Annotated in this window: 19 protein-coding genes and 1 tRNA gene; 13 read left to right on the top strand and 7 right to left on the bottom strand. The window is 62.8% G+C overall.

Annotated elements, in window-relative coordinates:
• Position 1: 1 nt before the first annotated feature.
• Both CSQ95_RS16765 and CSQ95_RS16760 read left to right on the top strand, forming a co-directional pair.
• The gene (locus CSQ95_RS16765; protein ID WP_099410358.1) at positions 2-1,336 is read left to right on the top strand and encodes a PepSY domain-containing protein; all 1,335 of its coding nucleotides are present in this window, start codon (positions 2-4) and stop codon (positions 1,334-1,336) included.
• Positions 1,337-1,426: 90 nt separating this feature from the next.
• Positions 1,427-1,819 carry a hypothetical protein gene (locus CSQ95_RS16760; protein ID WP_099410309.1) on the top strand — a complete coding sequence of 131 codons (393 nt, stop codon included), beginning with the start codon at positions 1,427-1,429 and terminating at the stop codon, positions 1,817-1,819.
• A 3-nt stretch (positions 1,820-1,822) separates the two neighbouring features.
• Here CSQ95_RS16760 and CSQ95_RS16755 read toward each other — a convergent pair whose 3' ends face one another.
• Complete coding sequence (locus tag CSQ95_RS16755) at positions 1,823-2,737, bottom strand: LysR family transcriptional regulator (protein WP_070291203.1); 915 nt, start codon at positions 2,735-2,737, stop codon at positions 1,823-1,825.
• Between the two features lie 103 nt (positions 2,738-2,840).
• On the opposite strand from CSQ95_RS16755, the gene CSQ95_RS16750 reads away from it, so the two are divergent.
• The 4 genes from CSQ95_RS16750 to CSQ95_RS16735 all read left to right on the top strand — a co-directional run bounded on the left by CSQ95_RS16750 (position 2,841) and on the right by CSQ95_RS16735 (position 6,600).
• Entirely contained in the window at positions 2,841-3,950 is a 1,110-nt protein-coding gene (locus CSQ95_RS16750; RefSeq protein WP_070291118.1) for a muconate/chloromuconate family cycloisomerase, read from the top strand.
• 9 nt (positions 3,951-3,959) lie between these two features.
• Positions 3,960-4,250: a muconolactone Delta-isomerase gene (gene catC / locus CSQ95_RS16745; protein WP_099410308.1), complete on the top strand. Its 291-nt coding sequence runs from the start codon at positions 3,960-3,962 to the stop codon at positions 4,248-4,250.
• A gap of 11 nt (positions 4,251-4,261) precedes the next feature.
• A complete protein-coding gene (gene pcaD, locus CSQ95_RS16740) occupies positions 4,262-5,065 on the top strand; it encodes a 3-oxoadipate enol-lactonase (RefSeq protein ID WP_099410307.1) in 804 nt (267 codons plus the stop codon).
• 131 nt (positions 5,066-5,196) lie between these two features.
• Positions 5,197-6,600, top strand: coding sequence for a sodium:solute symporter family protein (locus tag CSQ95_RS16735; RefSeq protein ID WP_070219286.1), 1,404 nt, complete (start codon positions 5,197-5,199; stop codon positions 6,598-6,600).
• A 1-nt stretch (position 6,601) separates the two neighbouring features.
• Here the strand turns inward: CSQ95_RS16735 and CSQ95_RS16730 are convergent, their stop codons facing one another.
• From CSQ95_RS16730 to CSQ95_RS16720, 3 genes are all read right to left on the bottom strand, one after another.
• Positions 6,602-7,996: a GntP family permease gene (locus CSQ95_RS16730; RefSeq protein ID WP_099410306.1), complete on the bottom strand. Its 1,395-nt coding sequence runs from the start codon at positions 7,994-7,996 to the stop codon at positions 6,602-6,604.
• Between the two features lie 128 nt (positions 7,997-8,124).
• Positions 8,125-8,201: transfer RNA gene (locus CSQ95_RS16725), tRNA-Pro, on the bottom strand.
• 54 nt (positions 8,202-8,255) lie between these two features.
• A complete protein-coding gene (locus tag CSQ95_RS16720; RefSeq protein WP_099410305.1) occupies positions 8,256-10,349 on the bottom strand; it encodes an AsmA family protein in 2,094 nt (697 codons plus the stop codon).
• Positions 10,350-10,469: 120 nt separating this feature from the next.
• Between CSQ95_RS16720 and CSQ95_RS16715 the strand changes: the two genes are divergently transcribed.
• A complete protein-coding gene (locus tag CSQ95_RS16715) occupies positions 10,470-10,838 on the top strand; it encodes a helix-turn-helix transcriptional regulator (RefSeq protein ID WP_257218082.1) in 369 nt (122 codons plus the stop codon).
• Positions 10,835-11,257: an arsenate reductase (glutaredoxin) gene (gene arsC / locus CSQ95_RS16710; RefSeq protein WP_099410304.1), complete on the top strand. Its 423-nt coding sequence runs from the start codon at positions 10,835-10,837 to the stop codon at positions 11,255-11,257. Before CSQ95_RS16715 ends, arsC begins: the two co-directional genes overlap by 4 nt.
• 61 nt (positions 11,258-11,318) lie before the next feature.
• Here the strand turns inward: arsC and ispB are convergent, their stop codons facing one another.
• Positions 11,319-12,308 carry an octaprenyl diphosphate synthase gene (gene ispB, locus CSQ95_RS16705; protein WP_034754644.1) on the bottom strand — a complete coding sequence of 330 codons (990 nt, stop codon included), beginning with the start codon at positions 12,306-12,308 and terminating at the stop codon, positions 11,319-11,321.
• A 304-nt stretch (positions 12,309-12,612) separates the two neighbouring features.
• On the opposite strand from ispB, the gene rplU reads away from it, so the two are divergent.
• The 5 genes from rplU (at position 12,613) to proB (ending at position 16,031) form a co-directional block, all read left to right on the top strand.
• On the top strand, positions 12,613-12,924 hold the full coding sequence (gene rplU / locus CSQ95_RS16700) for a 50S ribosomal protein L21 (RefSeq protein WP_034754730.1): 312 nt from the start codon (positions 12,613-12,615) through the stop codon (positions 12,922-12,924).
• Positions 12,925-12,964: 40 nt separating this feature from the next.
• Positions 12,965-13,237: a 50S ribosomal protein L27 gene (rpmA, locus tag CSQ95_RS16695; protein ID WP_070219281.1), complete on the top strand. Its 273-nt coding sequence runs from the start codon at positions 12,965-12,967 to the stop codon at positions 13,235-13,237.
• Between the two features lie 114 nt (positions 13,238-13,351).
• Entirely contained in the window at positions 13,352-14,461 is a 1,110-nt protein-coding gene (gene obgE / locus CSQ95_RS16690; protein ID WP_034754647.1) for a GTPase ObgE, read from the top strand.
• A gap of 13 nt (positions 14,462-14,474) precedes the next feature.
• Positions 14,475-14,885, top strand: a complete 411-nt coding sequence (locus CSQ95_RS16685; protein ID WP_070219280.1) for a hypothetical protein — start codon at positions 14,475-14,477, stop codon at positions 14,883-14,885.
• A 27-nt stretch (positions 14,886-14,912) separates the two neighbouring features.
• Positions 14,913-16,031: a glutamate 5-kinase gene (gene proB, locus CSQ95_RS16680; RefSeq protein ID WP_099410303.1), complete on the top strand. Its 1,119-nt coding sequence runs from the start codon at positions 14,913-14,915 to the stop codon at positions 16,029-16,031.
• Positions 16,032-16,156: 125 nt separating this feature from the next.
• Here the strand turns inward: proB and nth are convergent, their stop codons facing one another.
• Positions 16,157-16,804: an endonuclease III gene (gene nth / locus CSQ95_RS16675; protein ID WP_099410302.1), complete on the bottom strand. Its 648-nt coding sequence runs from the start codon at positions 16,802-16,804 to the stop codon at positions 16,157-16,159.
• Positions 16,801-17,562, bottom strand: a complete 762-nt coding sequence (gene rsxB, locus CSQ95_RS16670) for an electron transport complex subunit RsxB (protein ID WP_257218081.1) — start codon at positions 17,560-17,562, stop codon at positions 16,801-16,803. The genes nth and rsxB overlap by 4 nt, the downstream gene beginning before the upstream one ends.
• Positions 17,563-17,592 lie beyond the last annotated feature (30 nt).

Below are 17,592 nucleotides of genomic sequence, written 5' to 3'. Positions count from 1 at the left end.
CATGGACGACGCAACTTTTCTTGTCGCACGGCGCAAAAGCCTGTACTGGCGCATCCATTTCTGGGCCGCGCTGATCGCCTCGCCATTCGCGCTGGTGGCCACCCTGACGGGGATTTTGTATGTATTCACGCCGCAGATCGAGGCAAGGCTGTACCAGCACCTCGACCATGTGGCGCCGCAATCGTCCATGCTGCCGCTGGACGCCGCCGTGGCGGCAGCGGAACGGGCGGCCCCGCATGGCTGGACGGTGCAGCACGTGGTACCGCCGTTTCAGCAGGACGATGCGGTGCAGGTGGCGTTCGCGCCGCCCGGCGGCGCGCCCGATGAACATGCGGGCCATGGCGGACATGCCGCACCGGTCAAGCCGAAGTTCGGCCTGCCCGCGCAAGCCGTGATCGTCTACGTGAATCCGTATGACGCGCGCGTGCTGGGCAGCCTGGCCAGCAGCGAACGTTTCGGCAACTGGGCGAAAAAGCTGCATTCGCGCCTGCTGCAAAACGATGGCTGGCGCTGGATGATCGAGCTGGCCGCCAGCTGGCTGATGGTGATGCTGGTGACGGGCGTGGTGCTGTGGTGGCCGCGCGGCGCGCAATCGGGCTTGCCGAAGCGGGGCGCGCAGGGCCGCAACGGCTGGCGCCAGTGGCATGCTTTTCTCGGCGTGGCGCTCGGCATCGTCAGTGTCGTGATCCTGACGACAGGATTGACGTGGAGCCAGCAGGCGGGCGGGCGCATCCGCACGCTGCGCGACGTCAGCGGCCAGGCGCCGCCGCCCGTGCCGCGCGGCCTGCACTCAAGCGAAGAGGGCGCTCCGCTCGACTGGCAGGATGCGTGGCAAGTGGCGCGCAGTCACGCGCCCGCCATCGCCGTGCAACTGACGGCGCCGGCCAGTCAGGACGATGTGTGGCGCGCCACCATGGCCGACCGCAGCCAGCCCACCTTGCGCTTCGACCTGCAATTCGACGCCTACAGCGGCAAGCCCCTGTATTACGCGGGGTGGGACGCGCAGACGGCGTTCGGCAAGGCCACCGCCATCGGCATCCCGTTTCACCGCGGCGAATTCGGCTGGTGGAACCAGGCCTTGCTGCTGCTGTTCTGCGCCAGCGTGCTGTTTTCGCTGGTGTCGGGCTGGGTGATGTTCTTCAAGCGGCGCCTGCCGGGCTCGCTGGGCTTGCCCAAGCTGCTGCCGGGCGCCTGGACGTCGCCTTCGCCGCTGGCCTGGCTGGTGGCGGCCGGCATGTGCGCGCTGATGCCGCTGCTGCTCGTTTCCGGCTGCATGCTGATGCTGCTGGAGCTGGGGTTGGAGCGTGCCAGACGCCGACGCATGGCTGCACGTTGACATGGCACACGGCCCGGCGATCGTTGCGCTAGAATGAAAGGACGCGGCCAGGCTCGTTGCCAAGGGCCGCGCCTTTGTAATGGCTGAACCATGGTATTCATCGATTTTTCCGCCTTGTCCGCACTGGCCGCCGCGTCGGCCGGTGTCACGCAAAAATGCAGCTGCTGCACCGTTCCGCTCGATGCCTGGCAGCGGCTGCCCACGTCGCTGGAACTTGACCGTTTCGAGGAGGTCGGCACCCTGCGCGCAGATCCGTACGAGGAACCGACGTTTGACGAGTACCACCCGCACGGCACGCGCTACGACAGCGTCGACGCGCCCATCGCGCCGCGCTTTTATCCCGCGAACTTGAGCCAGGTGGCCCGCTGCCTGAACTGCGGCCGCCACTACCTGCGCTACAACGAGGCGGGCGGCTATTTCACGGAGCTGCGCATCCGCGCGCTGCGCCCAGAATTGCTGGCCGACGCACCGCTGTCAAAGTGAGGGCTACAGGCTTTCCTTGACGTGCGCGATGCCGTGTTCATCGTAGATCGAGTACACGGCAGCGAGAAGGTTTTCCAGTTCCGGCGAGCGGTCCATATGCCGCATGCTGAATAAAATGGGCGAGAACGCATGCTTGTCGTCCAGCTTGCGGTACACGACGTTCCGGTGATGCATGGCCTGCACGCTTTCCGGCACGATGGAAATGCCCTGGCCGGCCGCCACCAGTCCCATGGAAATCTGCAGCTCGCGCACTTCCGTGACGGGACCGGGTGTGACATTGCCTTCGCTGAACATGGCCAGCACCTGGTCGGCAAAGCTGGGGCGCGGCGCTTTCGGATACACGAGCAGGGTCTCGTGGATCAGGTCTGTCAGGCGCAAGCCGCCTTCCCCCTTGGCCAGCCGGTGGCCGGGCGGCAGGGCCACTACGAGCCTCTCTTCGCGCAGCAGGATGCGGCGGATGCTGGGGTCTTCGCTTTTCAAGCGTCCGAAACCCACGTCGATGCGGCCTTCCTTCAGGGCCTTCAACTGCTGCACCGTCGTCATTTCATGCAGGGTCACGTCGACCTCGGGATGGCGTTCGCAAAAGCGGTGCACGATGTCGGGCAATTCCCCATACAGCGTCGAGGCGACGAAGCCGATCGACAGGGTGCGTTCCAGCTTGCCCACGCGCTGCGTCATCGCCTGCAGGTCGCGCACCTGGTCGAGCAGGGGCCGTGCATGGGCGAGGAAAAACTCGCCCGCTTCCGTCAGCCGCAAGGGCCGCGAACCTTTTTCGATCAGCGCCACACCCAGCGTTTCTTCCAGCTGCTGCATCTGCCGGCTCAGCGGCGGCTGCGCGATATGCAGGCGCGCGGCGGCCCGCGTGAAGTTCCTTTCCTCTGCGACCGCAACGAAGTAGCGCAAATGCCGTAATTCCATCTTCATACCTTTCAGGTATAGGTTTGATACCAACTCGGTGTTGGACGCGGGGGGCATTCGGGGAATATCGTGTCACCACTCCACAGAATTATACGGAATAAATATGATTCAAAATATCGAGACCTACCTGGTCGATGTGCCAACCATTCGCCCGCACCGGATGTCCGTCGCCACCATGAATACGCAAACCCTGGTGCTGGTGCGGCTGCGCTGCGCCGACGGCATCACGGGCTGGGGCGAGGCGACCACCATCGGCGGCTTGAGCTACGGCGGCGAAAGCCCGGAAAGCATCAAGACGAATATCGATACCTATATCGCACCGCTGCTGGTCGGCATGGAAGCGAGCGAAGTGGCCAAGGCCATGGCCCGTGTGCGCAAGGTCATCCAGGGCAACCGCTTCGCCAAATGCGCGATCGAGACGGCGCTGCTCGATGCGCAGGCGCGCCGCCTGAACGTACCGCTGTCGGAATTGCTGGGCGGCCGCGTGCGCGATGCGCTGCCCGTGGCCTGGGTGCTGGCCAGCGGCGACACGGCGCGTGATATCGCCGAAGGGGAAAAGATGCTGGACCTGCGCCGCCACCGCATCTTCAAGCTGAAGATCGGCCTGCGCGACGTGATGGACGATGTGGCCCACGTGCTGGAGATCAAGCGGGCGCTGGGCGAACGGGCCAGCGTGCGGGTCGACGTCAACCAGGCCTGGAGCGAGACGGACGCCGTGCGCGGCATCGCTGCGCTGGAAGCGGGCGGCATCGACCTGATCGAACAACCGGTGAAGGCGGGCAACCGCGCCGCGCTGGCGCGCCTGAAGCAGCGCTTCGACGTGGCCATCATGGCCGACGAAGCCTTGCACGGCCCCGCCGATGCGCTGGCGCTGGCCCAGGCCGACGCGGCCGACGTGTTTGCCGTAAAAATCACCCAGTCGGGCGGCTTGCTGCCCGCGCTGGAAGTGGCGACCGTGGCGCGCCTGGCCGGCGTCGGCTTGTACGGCGGCACCATGCTCGAAGGCGGCGTCGGCACGGCCGCCACGGCCCATGTCTGCTCGACGTTTGCCGAACTGGCCTGGGGCACGGAATTGTTCGGGCCTTTGCTGCTGACGCAGGAAGTCTTGCGCGAACCGCTCGTGTACCGCGACTTCATGCTGCAGGTGCCGACGGGCCCGGGTTTGGGCGTCGAGATCGACCTGGACAAGCTGCGTTCCATGCAACGCCAATAAGGAGAAACCATGTTATTCCATGTACGCATGAACGTGAACATGCCGTTGAGCATGCCCGCCGAGCAGGCGGCGCAGCTCAAGCAAACGGAAAAGGAACTGGCGCAGCGCCTGCAGCACGAGGGCAAATGGCGCCACCTGTGGCGCATCGCCGGCCAGTACGCCAACGTCAGCGTCTTCGACGTGGACAGCGTGGACGAGCTGCATAATTTGCTCACCTCGCTGCCGCTGTTCCCCTACATGCAGATCGACGTGATGCCGTTGTGCCGCCATCCTTCGTCGGTGCGCGGCGACGATTCCTGAGGAGACATGCAATGACGCAGATAGGCAACGACACTGCCGGGAAAACGTGCGAAGCGGACGGTATCGGCCTGCATTACCGCACGGATGGCGAGCGCGGCAAGCCCTGCCTCGTCCTGTCGAATTCCCTCGGCACGGACCTGTCCATGTGGGATGCGCAGGCGGCCGCGCTGGCGGGCGACTTTTTTTTCGTGCGTTACGATACGCGCGGCCATGGCCAGTCCGCCAGCGGCGGCGCGCCGTTCGACATCGGGCGCCTGGGCCTGGACGTGGTGGCGCTGCTCGATCACCTCGATATCGCGCGCGCCGCCTTCTGCGGCATTTCCATGGGCGGCTTGATTGGCCAGTGGCTGGGCATACACGAGCCGCGGCGCTTGACGCGGCTGGTGCTGGCAAATACGGCGGCGCGCATCGGCGGCGCCGCGCCGTGGCAGCTGCGGGCGGAACAGGTGCGCCGCGACGGCATGGCCGCGGTGGCCGATGGCGCCGCCGCGCGCTGGTTCACGCCCCAGTTTATCGCGCGTGAAGCGGACACGGTGGCGCGCCTGGTCGGCATTTTGCGCAGCCAGGATGCCGGCGGCTACGCGGCCTGCTGCGACGTGCTGGCCCAGACGGACTTGCACGCCGGCGTCGGCACGATCAGCGTGCCCACCCTGATCATCGCGGGCGAGCACGATCCCGTGACCACACTCGACGACGGGCGCTGGCTGCAGCGGCAGATCGCGGGTGCCCGCCTGGCAAGCGTGCCCGCCTCGCATATCTCGAACGTCGAAGCGGCGGACTTGTTCACGGCGCAGTTGCGGACCTTTTTGTTGTGAGGCTTGCTGTACCGTATAGGTATGGCAGGAATTTGACTTTCCCCTGAGCACCGCCACCGGCTCGTCCGGCATGCGGCAGGGGAAGCTTTCTTGAAAAATAATAATAAGAAAAGCAGACTTGGAGTAGACGGATGGAAAACAGATTGATCATCATCGCTGCGATCACGGTGGGCTATTTCGCCCTCATGTCGTACATTACCTACAGCGTGCGCAAGCATGCCAACAGCGCCGAGGGCATGACGGCGGGCGGGCGCAATTATCCCGCTTACCTGATCGGCGCGCTGTTATTGTCGGAATTCATCGGCAGTTCGGTCAGCATCGGCACGGCCCAGAAGGGCTATGAACTGGGCATTTCCGCCGCCTGGAATCTGGTGGCGCTGTCGCTGGGCTTCTTGCTGCTGGCCATCGTGCTGGTCAAGAAATACAAGGAAAGCGGGCAGTCGACGATTTCCGGCATCCTGGCGCAAACGTATGGCGAGCCCGTGCGCTATGCAGCGTCCATCCTTACCATCGTCGCGCTGAGCATCGTCGCCGTGGCCCTGTACGCAAGCGGCGGCGCCGTGCTGGCGGCCGTGCTGCACATCAACAAGACGGTGGCCATCTTGCTGGTGGGCGCCATCACCGTGATCTATGTCAGCCTGGGCGGCATGCGCTCGGTCGTGTACACGAATTTTGCCCACTCCATCGTCAAGTATCTGGGTGTGATCCTGGCGCTCGCGTATGCGCTGGAAGCCTCCGGCGGCATCGGCGCGCTGCAGGCGCAGCTGCCCGCCAAGATGTTCAACTGGGTCGAGATCGGCTGGGGCCAGATCATCGCCTGGATGATCGGCGGCATCGGTTCCATCTTCGCCACGCAATACGTGATCCAGGCCCTGGTCAGCACGGACAACCCGGCCGTGGCCAAGCGCGCCTGCTATTACGTGTCCTCGCTGATGATCCCGTTCGGCCTGATGGCGGCCCTGATCGGCATGTGCAGCGCCGTGCTGTATCCTGGCATGAAGTCGATCGACGCCTTTCCGACATTGATCGCGCACATGCCCGCGTTTTCCGCCAGCATCATGATCGTCGGCCTGGCCGGCGCCCTGTTCGGCGGCATTTCCGCCACCACCCTCGCATCGGCCACCCTGGCCATGAAGGATTTTTATGATCCCTGGTACAACAAGGCAAAGAATGACGCGAAATCGCTGATGTTCCTGCGCATCGCCATCGTCGTGGCCGGCCTGCTGCCGCTGGTGCTGGCGCTGTATGCGGAAAAACTGCTGATGATCGCCTTCCTCGGCAAGGCCCTGCGCGCCACCCTGGCCGTGCTGGTGCTGATGGCCTTCTATGCGCCGAAATTCGGCACGCCGCGCGGCGCCTTCGTCGGCGTGATCGTTTCCGTGATCGCCACCATCGGCTGGTTCCTGGCGGGCAATCCGTATGGCGTCGACAGTTCCTACCTGGCGCTGGCCGGCCCGCTGCTGACCATGGGCATCAGCCACCTGTTCAAGCCGGCGCACGCTGTGGCGAAGCCGGCATCGTCGTCGCGCCTCTAGGTCAGACCAGTCCCGTCATGTAATAGAGGGCAATGACGAGGAACACGGCCACCGTCTTGATGACGGTGATGCCGAAAATATCGCGGTAGGACTGGCGGTGGGTGAGGCCCGTGACGGCCAGCAGGGTGATCACGGCACCATTGTGCGGCAAGGTATCCATGCCGCCGCTGGCCATGGCCACCACGCGGTGCATGACTTCGAGCGGGATATGCGCCTGTTGCGCGGCCTGGATAAAACTGTCCGACATGGCCGCCAGCGCAATGCTCATGCCGCCCGAGGCCGAGCCCGTGATGCCGGCAAGGGTCGTGACGGAGACGGCCGCGTTGACGAGGGGATCGGGCACGCTGCGCAAGGTGTTGCTGACGGCAAGAAAGCCGGGCAGGGCGGCGATGACGCCGCCAAAACCGTATTCGGACGCCGTATTCATGGCCGCCAGCAGGGCGCCGCCCACGGCCGCCTTGGTGCCTTCGGCAAAAGCGGCGCGGATACGCCCGAAGGCCGTCACGCACACGAGCAAAATCCCCAGCAACAAGGCGCCTTCCACGGCCCAGATACCGGTCACGGAAGCGATCGCCGTGGATACGGGCGCATGCAGGCCCGGCAGGGCCTCGGCGGTGAGTACGTAGCTGGCGCCATACCAGTGGGGAATCAGCTTGGTCAGCGCAAAGTTGGCCACGCCCACCAGTACCAGAGGCGCCACCGACAGCAGCGGATGGGGCAAGTCGCCCGCGTCGGCCGTGGCCTTTTCGGCCTCGGCCCCATACCCTTCGCCCGTCGCCATGACGGAACGGCGGCGCCATTCCAGGAAGGCCAGCCCCATGATCACCGTCAGCACGGCGCCGATGGTGCCCAGCCATGGCGCGGCCCAGCCGGTCGTGTTGAAAAAAGTGGTGGGGATGATGTTCTGGATTTGCGGCGTGCCCGGTAAAGTATCCATGGTGAACGAAAACGCGCCCAGGGCGATGGCGCCCGGCATCAGCCGCTTGGGGATATTGCTCTGGCGGTACAGTTCCGCCGCAAATGGATAGACGGCAAACACCACCACGAACAGCGACACGCCGCCATAAGTCAAGGCGGCGCACACGGCAACGATCACGGCATTCGCGCGTGCGCTGCCGATGTAGCGGATGGCCGCCATGACGATGGACTGGGAAAAACCGGACAGCTCGATTAGTTTACCGAACACGGCACCGAGCAAAAAGACGGGGAAATACAGCTTGATGAAGCCCACCATCTTTTCCATGAAGATGCCGCTGAAGACGGCCGGCACGGCGGACGGATCGGTGAGCAATACGGCACCGAGCGCGGCGACAGGCGCAAACAGGATCACGCTGTAGCCGCGGTAGGCGGCCAGCATCAGGAAGGCCAGTGCGGCCAGAACTATCAGGAAAGACATCGGTCAGGCCCTTGCGCGAGAAGTGATCAGGACATTAATGATGTAATTAATATCATATTTCTCGGCAACACACCAACGCGCAGGTCAAGGTACTGGCAGCTTAAGCCGGCACAGCAAGGGGAAACGGCTGGTCGGGGTGAGAGGATTCGAACCTCCGGCCTCTGCGTCCCGAACGCAGCGCTCTACCAGGCTGAGCCACACCCCGCTTACTGTTATTACAGCAGATGGCGGGGCGGGTTTCAAGCGGCTGCGTCAAGGGCTATTTCTTTTCCTGCTGTGCCTTGTTGATGTCCGCTTCGCTGACCTTTTTCACCGGCGCATTCGTCGCCGGCGAGCTTGGCGCCTTGCGCGTGGCGTTGGCTTGGGCCATGACGGCGGCGCAATCCGTGTCGGGGGCTTTGTCGACGTTGACCAGCGGCAGCAGGGCGGCCAGCGGGGTGACGACGGTGGCCAGGGCCACGGCGGCGCCGGCTTTCAACGCCAGCGGGCCTTTTTGCGGACCCACGTCCGGGTTCTTGAACGTGCCTTTCGCATACAGCGGCGTGCGCAGGGTGATGATGCGGGCGCCCTTGGTACGGGGGCGCACGTCGAGGTCCAGAGTTTCTGTTGCCAGGTTGACGTTGCCCGTGATATTCACCACGGCCGTGTCCGTATCGAGCACGAAGCGGCGCACGTCGGCCTGGCCATTCGTGACGGCGAAATCGCTGGCCAGGCAGTTCAGGTGCACCTGCTTGTCGCCGAAGATTTTCACGAAGACGGCGTTGGCCAGGTTCAGGCCGGCCAGTTCCAGCATGAACTGGCTGACGGAGCCTTCGCTGACGGTGGCCGCCAGTTCGCCATTCGCGCTGGCCAGCATGGCGGAAATGGAATTGCCGTGGCCCGTCAGCGCCGCATCGCCATATACTTCACCGAAGCTCGCCTGCATCGATTGCAGCTTGGGAAACAGTTCGCGAATCTTGAGGTGGCGCGCCGCCACCTTGGCTTGCGCGGCGATGGTTTTTTGACGGCCGTCGAGCGTGATGTTCGAGGTGATGTCGCCGCCGGCCATGCCGAAATTGAGCGGCGTCAAACTCAGCACCTTGTCTTTCATGTGGATGTTGGCGACGATGTCGTTGAGCGGGATATCGTGCGTGCGCACCAGTTTCTTGCCCGTAAATTTCACGTCGGCGTCGAGCGCATCCCATTTCGTCGTATTGAACTGTTCCACCGGCAAGGCTTTATTGTCGGGCTGCACGGGCGCCTTGCCGCGCGCCTGTTTCCGCGCATTGCTGTCGGCGCCGATGGTGGGGCCCAGGTCTTCCAGGCGCAATTGCTGCGACGTCACCTCGCCGCGCAGCAAGGGGCGGGGCTGGCGCGACAAATACTGCAGGGTGCCGGCCAGGTCGCTCTGGCCCACCGTGCCCTTAAAATTCTGATAAGTCCAGTTCCAGCTGGCGCCGTCCTTCTTGCCCAGCAGGCGGCCTTTGGTGGCGTAGTCCGGCGTTTCCGGCAGCAGCAGGCCCGTCAGCGGGTACAGGTCAGCCATGCTGGCGCCGGCCAGGCTCAGCTGCAAATCGATGCCGGACAGCGAGCGCGGGTCGGTCAGGGTGCCATCGATGCTGGCCTTGTTCTTGCCCAGCACGGCATGCGCTTGCACGGGATACACGGTGTTATTGTCGGTCAATGACAGCACGGCGCCCGCCTTGCCGCCGCCCGTCACGGGCGCCTTGCGGTAGCTGCCGCCCAGGGTGAAGGCGATGCCGTATTTCTGCACGGGAGCGTTGCCTGACGCATCGCCCGGCGTGGCGGCGGGCGCCGTCGAGCTGACCTTGGCTTGCACGTCGAGCGCGATGCCTTCGTCCAGGTAGCGGATGGCGCCGTCGCCGAAGGCCATGCGCTGGATTTCCACGTCCCATGCCGAAGGACCGTTATCCTTCAAGGTCCAGCTGTTGCTGCCGTCGGCGCGCCGCTGCAAGGCGATATTGGGTGCGTCGAGCGCCAGGTCCGTCAGCACCACGCGGTGCTGCAACAGGGGCAAGGGATGGATGGCCAGGTCGATGCGTTTCGCGCTGGCCAGTTGCGGGCCGGCTGTCGCCCAGTCCGGGTTGCTCATGCGCACATCGTGGGCGCTGATGACAGGCCGCGGCACGTAGCGGCGCCAGCCCGGTTCCGTTTTGAGGCCTTGCTTCCATGTCACCTGCAGGTCGCCGCCGATGACGAAACTGCGGCCCGTGCTTTCCGACACCTTCTCGTTGATGTAGGGACGGGCGCGGTTCCAGTCGAAGGTCAGCACGAAGATGGCCACGATGGCGATGAGGGTAAGCAAGGCGGCCAGGCTCCAGCCAAGCATTTTCAGGGGTGTCGAGCGTGTCATGGGAATGCCGATCGCAGTGATTTTTCATCAAGGTAGACCGATAGTCCTGGACAGTCGGTGCGCTGGGTTACGTAAGACACCGTGCTTGAAATGATTCAATAATTCGACTATTATTGAAATATGGAAAATGAAAAGTCAATAGCGAACCAGGCGACGCCGCTGACGAGCGCTTCCGCCATCGTGGCCCTGGCTGCGCTGGCGCAGGAATCGCGGCTGGCCGTATTCCGCCTGCTGGTGCAAGCGGGGCCGGAAGGCATGGCCGCGACGAAAATCGCCGAAGCACTGGCGATTGCGCCATCGTCGCTGTCATTTCACCTGAAAGAACTGGCGCACGCCAATCTGGTGACGGCGAACAAGGCAGGGCGCTCCATCATCTATGCCGCCAATTATGCGGGCATGAACGGCTTGCTCGCCTTCCTGACCGAGAATTGCTGCGCCGGCGCACCTTGCTGCGTCAGCGAACCCAATGTAAAGGACATCACACCATGACGATCACGATTTATCACAACACGGCATGCGGCACGTCGCGCAACACCCTGGCCCTGATCCGCAATACGGGCGTCGAGCCCGTCATCATCGATTACGTCAAGCATCCGCCTTCGCGCGAGGAACTGGTCGACCTGATCGAGCGTGCGGGGCTGTCCGTGCGCGCCGTCATGCGCGACAAGGGCGCCCTGTACGACGAGCTGGGCCTGGCCAATCCTGAGCTGAGCGATGCGGCCCTGCTGGACGCCATGCAAGCCCATCCTATTTTGATCAACCGCCCCATCGTCGTCACGGCACTGGGCGTGCGCCTGTGCCGGCCGTCGGAAAAAGTGCTGGAGATCCTGCCGCTGCCGCAGCAAGGGGCATTTGCCAAGGAAGATGGCCAGGCCGTGGTCGGCGCCGACGGCAAGCCGGTGAAATGAGCGGGGTATAAAAAAACGGCGCCAGTGGCGCCGTTTTGTATTGCATATAAGTACAACGCGATCAGTGATTGCGGTCCACGGCAAACGAGCACAGTTGCAGCATCGATTGCTTGTAGACGCTGTCGGGCCAGCCGGCGATGGCATCGGCGGCGCGTTGGCCGGCGATTTCCGCCTGCTTGCGCGTGTAGTCGAGGGCGCCGCTGCTGGTGATGGCCGTCAGGACGGTATCGAAATGCTGTTCGTCGCCTTGCTCGATGCAGCTGCGCACCAGTTCGCGTTGTTCCGGCGTACCGTTTTCCATCAGCCAGATCAGCGGCATGGTGGGTTTGCCTTCGCGCAAGTCGTCGCCCACGTTCTTGCCGATTTCGGCGGCGTCGCCTGCATAGTCGAGCACGTCGTCGATCAGCTGGAAAGCCGTGCCCAGCGAGCGGCCGTATTCGGCAGCCGCTTCGATATCGTCTTCGCTGGCGCCGGCGATCAGGGCGCCCAGTTGCGCCGACGCTTCAAACAGCTTGGCCGTCTTCGAGCGGATGACGTTCAAATAGCTCTCTTGCGTCACGTCCGGATCGTGCATGTTCAGCAATTGCAGCACTTCGCCTTCGGCGATCACGTTGGTGGCGTCAGAGAGGATTTGCATGACGCGCATATTATTGAGCGACACCATCAGCTGGAACGAGCGCGAGTGCAGGAAGTCGCCCACCAGCACCGAAGCGGCATTGCCGAACAGGGCATTGGCCGTCTGGCGTCCGCGGCGCATCGACGATTCGTCGACGACGTCGTCGTGCAGCAGGGTGGCCGTGTGGATGAATTCGACCACGGCGGCCAGTTCATGGTGCGCCGTGCCGCGATAGGCGTGGGCATTGGCCACCAGCAAAATCAGCACGGGGCGGATGCGTTTGCCCCCTGCGCTGATGATGTATTCAGCGATCTGGTTGATCAGAATGACATCGGAGTGCAACTTTTGGCGGATCACCGTATTGACTGCATCCATATCGGCGGCAATCGTTTGCACGATGGTGTTTTGGTTAACGTGTTTGTTAGCGTCAGACAAGGCGAACCTGCATTAGATTGTGGGTGCCGCGATTATACGACAAGGCTTGCGCACGCGTGATGTTTGCCTATGGCTGCAAGGCAATTGTTTGATCTTGTTGGCACTGCCGCGCGTTTTCCTGTCTGCCTGGCGCGAGCCTGACATGATGGTCAGGTTGTCGACATACCACGATCGTCAAGCTTTGTGAATACTTTTTGACGCAATTTCTCAGTCCGTGTATAATCGCTGGTTCCCCCTGTTGTGTACGGCTTGCTTTGCGTGACAGTGGGACAAATTCTTTCAACATTTGATGAGGTTTCAAATCATGTACGCGGTCATAAAAACCGGTGGCAAACAATACAAAGTTGTCGCTGGCGAAAAACTTAAAGTAGAACAGATACCGGCAGACATTGGTTCCGAAATCACCATCGATCAAGTTCTCGCAGTAGGCGCGGGCGACAGCATCAAGTTTGGTGCTCCATTGGTCGAAGGTGCAACGGTACTGGTTACGGTTGTGGCGCATGGTCGCCATGATAAGGTCAAAATTTTCAAGATGCGTCGTCGTAAGCACTACCAAAAGCATCAAGGCCATCGCCAGAATTTTACCGAAATCCAAATCGTTTCGATCAACGGCTAATCGCCGCTGTTTGAATTAATCAGCTATCAAGGAGTCTTAAATGGCACATAAAAAAGGCGGCGGCACAACGCGAAACGGCCGTGATTCAGAATCAAAGCGTCTGGGCGTTAAAGTCTACGGCGGCCAAGCTATCAATGCTGGCGGCATCATCATTCGTCAACGCGGCACCCCAGTGCGCGCCGGCGAAGGCGTAGGCATGGGCAAGGACCACACGTTGTTCGCGCTGATCGCGGGCAAAGTGAAGTTCGTTGTCAAAGGTGCCGGCTCGAAGCAATTCGTGACCGTTGTACCAAACGAAGCAGTACCAGCGTAATTCATTGGCGGAGCGCCAGTTCGCTCCGCAATGATCGCATGATGTAAGGCGCAAGCCTTCAATCGAAAGGCTCTGCCCAAGGTAGAGCCTTTTTAGTTTTATGGCGGCAAAATTATGAAGTTTATCGACGAAGCAAAAATCGAAGTCATCGCGGGCGATGGCGGCAACGGCTGCGCCTCTTTCTGCCGTGAAAAATTCCGGCCTTTCGGCGGTCCCGATGGCGGCGATGGCGGCAAGGGCGGCACCATTTGGGCAGTCGCCGACCGCAATATCAACACGCTCGTCGATTTCCGCTTCTCCAAAATGCACAAGGCTCGCAATGGCGAGCCTGGCCGTGGCGCAGATTGCTATGGCAAGGGCGCCGATGACATCCACCTGCGCATGCCGGTTGGCACCTTGATCATCGACAACGCGAGCGGCGAAATCCTGGCCGATCTGACCGAACACGGCCAGACCGAAATGCTGGCCAAGGGCGGCGAAGGCGGCTGGGGCAATATCCACTTCAAGTCCTCGACCAACCGCGCACCGCGCCAAAAAGGCGAGGGCAAGGAAGGCGAACGCCGCGAATTGCGCCTGGAACTGAAAGTCCTGGCGGACGTAGGCCTGCTGGGCATGCCGAACGCCGGCAAATCGACGTTCATTTCGGCCGTCTCGAACGCGCGTCCGAAAATTGCCGATTATCCATTTACCACCCTGCACCCGAACCTGGGTGTGGTGCGCGTGTCGCACGAGAAGAGCTTTGTGATCGCCGATATTCCTGGCTTGATCGAAGGCGCTTCCGAGGGCGCGGGCCTGGGCCATCAATTCCTGCGCCACTTGCAGCGCACGGGTCTGCTGTTGCACATCGTCGACCTGGCGCCGTTTGAAACCAACGTCGATCCTGTCAAGGAAGCCAAGGCGCTGGTCAAGGAATTGAAGAAGTACGACGAGTCGCTGGTCGACAAGCCGCGCTGGCTGGTGTTGAACAAGCTCGACATGGTGCCGGAAGAAGAGCGCAAGAAGATCGTCAAGGACTTCCTCAAGCGTTTCGCCTGGAAAGGTCCCGTCTTCGAGATTTCCGCGCTGAACCACCAGGGTTGCCCGGAACTGGTCAATGCCATCTACCAGCACCTGGAAGAGAAGAAACACAGCGAAAGCCGTGCCGAAGAAACGCAGATGACCGAAGAAGCACGCGGTATCTCGTCGATCGACCCGGATGATCCGCGTTTCAAGATCCTCGACTAAGCACCTTACCCTGATGTCGGTACAGACGGTCGCTGCCGCGTTCGCACGCAAGCAAGCGTGGCAGCGCCGTGTATTGCATCTGATCGCGTATGCTTACGGGCTGAGCGCGGTCGCCTGTCTGCTGTTCGCCGATGAAATGGCGGCCGGCATGGGCATCTTCCTCAACGGCGTCGATGGCTACAGCCAGTTCTACGCTTCCCATGTCGGTGTCTGGGGCGCTACCGCGCTCCTGGCGCTGTTCGCGGCACGGCAGGGCGAACTGCCCGTCCTCGGCGATATCACTGCAATGTTGGTCCTGGCGCAGCCCGCCGGCCGTCTGTTCGCGGCCATCAGCTTCGGCTTGCCCCAGGGTTTTGTGTTGTTCATGTGCGCAATGGAGTTGACGGCGGGGCTGGCCTTGCTGCTGCTGCGTCCTGCGCGCTGACGTCTATTAAGTGAAGAGCGCCGCCCCATGGATTCCGTGATTCAAAAAGCTACCCGCATCATCATCAAAGTCGGCTCCTCGCTGGTCACCAACGATGGCCGCGGACTCGACCATGCTGCCATCGCGCGCTGGGCCGCGCAGATTTCCGGCTTGCGCGCCCTCGGCAAGGAAGTCGTGCTGGTGAGTTCCGGCGCCATCGCCGAAGGCATGCTGCGCCTCGGTTTCGAGCAGCGCCCCACCGATATCCACGAATTGCAGGCGTGCGCCGCCGTCGGCCAGATGGGCCTGGCGCAAATCTATGAAAGCAGCTTCCGCGCCCACAGCCTCGGCACGGCGCAAGTGCTGCTCACGCACGCCGACCTGGCCGACCGCGAACGCTACCTGAACGCCCGCTCCACCCTGACGACCCTGCTGCGCCTGGGCGTGGTGCCGATCATCAATGAAAACGATACCGTCGTCACCGATGAAATCAAGTTCGGCGACAACGATACCCTGGGCGCCCTGGTCGCCAACCTGATCGAGGCCGATGCGCTGGTCATTCTGACGGACCAGCACGGCCTGTTTTCGGCCGACCCGCGCAAGGACCCGAACGCCTACCTGATCACGCAAGGCATCGCCGGCGATCCGGCCCTGGAAGCGATGGCGGGCGGCGCCGGCAGCAGCCTGGGGCGTGGCGGCATGCTGACGAAAATCCTCGCCGCCAAGCGCGCCGCCAAGTCCGGCGCCCATACCATCATCGCCTGGGGGCGCGACAGCGACGTGCTCAGCCGCCTGGCACAGGGCGAAGCGATCGGCACGCAGTTGCTGGCGCAAACGGGCCAATTGACGGCGCGCAAGCAGTGGATGGCCGATCATCTGCATACGGCCGGCGCCGTCGTGCTCGATGCGGGCGCCGTACAAAAGCTGCGCCAGGAAGGCAAATCCTTGCTGCCGATCGGCGTGACGGGCGTGAACGGCGAATTTGGCCGCGGCGCCGTCATCACCTGCGTCGACGCGCACGGCGTGCCCGTGGCGCGCGGCCTGTCGAACTACACGAGCGGCGAAGCGCGCCGCATCATGCGCAAGCCGTCCACCGAGATCGAAGCGATACTCGGCTACATGGAAGGCCATGAGCTGATCCATCGCGACAATATGGTGTTGTTGTAGGTTGGATTAGCGGCGAACGCCGCGTAATCCGACGCCACCACCGGCCAACAAGGTCGTCGGATTACGGCGCCTTGCGCCTAATCCGACCTACGCAGCAACGACATCGGCCCTATTCGGGCCGTTGCTTACACCACGGCCGGCATCGGTGATTTGTCCTTGTAATCGCACAGGTCGGCGATCATGCAGTTCCAGCATTGCGGCTTGCGCGCCGTGCAGGTGTAGCGGCCGTGCAAGATCAGCCAGTGGTGGGCGTCGTGCAGGAATTCCTTGGGCACGAATTTGAGCAGCTTTTGCTCGACGATATCGACATTCTTGCCTGGCGCAATGCCGGTGCGGTTCGAGACGCGGAAGATATGCGTGTCGACGGCCATCGTCGGTTCGCCAAATGCCGTGTTCATGACCACATTGGCCGTCTTGCGGCCCACGCCGGGCAAGGCTTCCAGCGAAGCGCGGTCGCGCGGCACTTCGCCGCCGTGCTGATCGAGCAGGATCTGGCAGGTGGCGATGACGTTCTTCGCCTTGGTGCGGAACAGGCCGATGGTGCGGATGTAGCTGGCCAGCTCGTCGACGCCCAGGGCCAGTATCTTGGCCGGCGTATTGGCGACCGGATACAGCAGGCGCGTGGCCTTGTTGACGGACACGTCCGTTGCCTGCGCCGACAGCAGCACGGCGATCAGCAGCTCGAACGGCGTCGTGTATTCGAGTTCCGTTTTCGGGGAAGGATTGGCGGCGCGGAAGCGCGTAAAGATTTCCAGGCGTTTGGCAGCGTTCATGCGTCTTTTTTCGGTGTCGTGGGGGCGGGCGGGGCGGTATCCGTGCTGGCGGCGGCGGCCTTGGCGCGCGCGCGCTCCATGGCGGCGGCGATGATGGCGCGCTTGCGCTCCTTTTCCGCCAGTTCATCTGGCGTGACGGGCACTTCCTGCGTCACTTCCTGCATCTTGGCGACGGCCTTGGCGGCCAGGCGCGCATCGTTGGCCTCGGCTTCGCGGCGCAGCCGCTGCGTGCGGAAATCGTGGCGCGCGCGCGCATCGTCCGCATCCATCTGGCTCCAGGCATCCCAGCCCGTGGCGTCGCCGCTGACGGGGTACATGACGATGCAGTCGACGGGGCAGGGTGCCACGCACAGGTCGCAGCCCGTGCACAGGCTGGTCACGACCGTATGCATCTGCTTGGCGGCGCCGACGATGGCGTCCACGGGACAGGCCTGGATGCACAGGGTACAGCCGATACACAGCGATTCGTCGATGTAGGCGACAGATCGCGGACGTTCGAGGCCGTTGACGGGATTGAGCGGAATGACTTTTTTGCCCAGCAAGCCGGCCAGGCGCACGATGCCCTGCGCGCCGCCCGGTGGGCACTGATTGATGTCGGCGCTGCCTGCGGCTATCGCTTCCGCATACGGGCGGCAGCCGTTGTAGCCGCATTTGGTGCATTGCGTTTGCGGCAGCAAGTCTTCGATCTGGTCGGCAAGTGAGGCAGGGGCAGGGTGCGGCACGGTCATCTTCCACGGTAAAACGTCATTATCGGCCATCTGGGCCGCGCACAAGTAAAAACCTGTTTT

This window comes from Janthinobacterium sp. BJB304 (assembly GCF_002735765.1).
GTDB lineage: Bacteria > Pseudomonadota > Gammaproteobacteria > Burkholderiales > Burkholderiaceae_D > Janthinobacterium.
This window is presented reverse-complemented; position numbering and strand designations above follow the sequence as displayed.

Coding starts and splice junctions, on each gene's coding strand:
- CSQ95_RS16765 (WP_099410358.1), top strand. CDS start 2: ATGGACGACGCAACTTTTCTTGTCGCACGGCGCAAAAGCCTGTACTGG.
- CSQ95_RS16760 (WP_099410309.1), top strand. CDS start 1,427: ATGGTATTCATCGATTTTTCCGCCTTGTCCGCACTGGCCGCCGCGTCG.
- CSQ95_RS16755 (WP_070291203.1), bottom strand. CDS start 2,737: ATGGAATTACGGCATTTGCGCTACTTCGTTGCGGTCGCAGAGGAAAGG.
- CSQ95_RS16750 (WP_070291118.1), top strand. CDS start 2,841: ATGATTCAAAATATCGAGACCTACCTGGTCGATGTGCCAACCATTCGC.
- catC (WP_099410308.1), top strand. CDS start 3,960: ATGTTATTCCATGTACGCATGAACGTGAACATGCCGTTGAGCATGCCC.
- pcaD (WP_099410307.1), top strand. CDS start 4,262: ATGACGCAGATAGGCAACGACACTGCCGGGAAAACGTGCGAAGCGGAC.
- CSQ95_RS16735 (WP_070219286.1), top strand. CDS start 5,197: ATGGAAAACAGATTGATCATCATCGCTGCGATCACGGTGGGCTATTTC.
- CSQ95_RS16730 (WP_099410306.1), bottom strand. CDS start 7,996: ATGTCTTTCCTGATAGTTCTGGCCGCACTGGCCTTCCTGATGCTGGCC.
- CSQ95_RS16720 (WP_099410305.1), bottom strand. CDS start 10,349: ATGACACGCTCGACACCCCTGAAAATGCTTGGCTGGAGCCTGGCCGCC.
- CSQ95_RS16715 (WP_257218082.1), top strand. CDS start 10,470: ATGGAAAATGAAAAGTCAATAGCGAACCAGGCGACGCCGCTGACGAGC.
- arsC (WP_099410304.1), top strand. CDS start 10,835: ATGACGATCACGATTTATCACAACACGGCATGCGGCACGTCGCGCAAC.
- rplU (WP_034754730.1), top strand. CDS start 12,613: ATGTACGCGGTCATAAAAACCGGTGGCAAACAATACAAAGTTGTCGCT.
- rpmA (WP_070219281.1), top strand. CDS start 12,965: ATGGCACATAAAAAAGGCGGCGGCACAACGCGAAACGGCCGTGATTCA.
- obgE (WP_034754647.1), top strand. CDS start 13,352: ATGAAGTTTATCGACGAAGCAAAAATCGAAGTCATCGCGGGCGATGGC.
- CSQ95_RS16685 (WP_070219280.1), top strand. CDS start 14,475: ATGTCGGTACAGACGGTCGCTGCCGCGTTCGCACGCAAGCAAGCGTGG.
- proB (WP_099410303.1), top strand. CDS start 14,913: ATGGATTCCGTGATTCAAAAAGCTACCCGCATCATCATCAAAGTCGGC.
- nth (WP_099410302.1), bottom strand. CDS start 16,804: ATGAACGCTGCCAAACGCCTGGAAATCTTTACGCGCTTCCGCGCCGCC.
- rsxB (WP_257218081.1), bottom strand. CDS start 17,562: ATGGCCGATAATGACGTTTTACCGTGGAAGATGACCGTGCCGCACCCT.